The sequence below is a fragment of the Pseudomonas sp. PDM32 genome, from assembly GCF_019219225.1.
Classification (GTDB): domain Bacteria; phylum Pseudomonadota; class Gammaproteobacteria; order Pseudomonadales; family Pseudomonadaceae; genus Aquipseudomonas; species Aquipseudomonas laurylsulfatiphila.
Window position 1 is genome coordinate 1 of record NZ_JAHUWE010000081.1, and the last position, 225, is coordinate 225.

1 protein-coding gene is annotated in these 225 nt (G+C 64.4%); it reads right to left on the minus strand.

The annotated features are described in order from the left end of the window. The coding region (locus tag KW846_RS29875; RefSeq protein WP_218486481.1) for a hypothetical protein at positions 1–225 on the minus strand (225 nt) is incomplete at both ends.

Here is a 225-nt window from a genome sequence, read left to right on the forward strand (position 1 = left end):
AGGTGTCGTCTACCGCGCCGTGATGCAGGCGCTGCAGCAGATTGCCCGCTTCATCGTAATAATAGGTCTCTGTGTAATTGCACCAGCGACTGGCGTCCGGCGGGCCGAATCCCTGCCACTCGGGCAACGCCGGCCCCAACGACGGCTTGGCGGTTTCCCAGCCGGTGGCGCTGATTAGCTGGTAGAGCGTGTCGTAGGCGAAGCGCCGCACCGGCTCGATGCGCT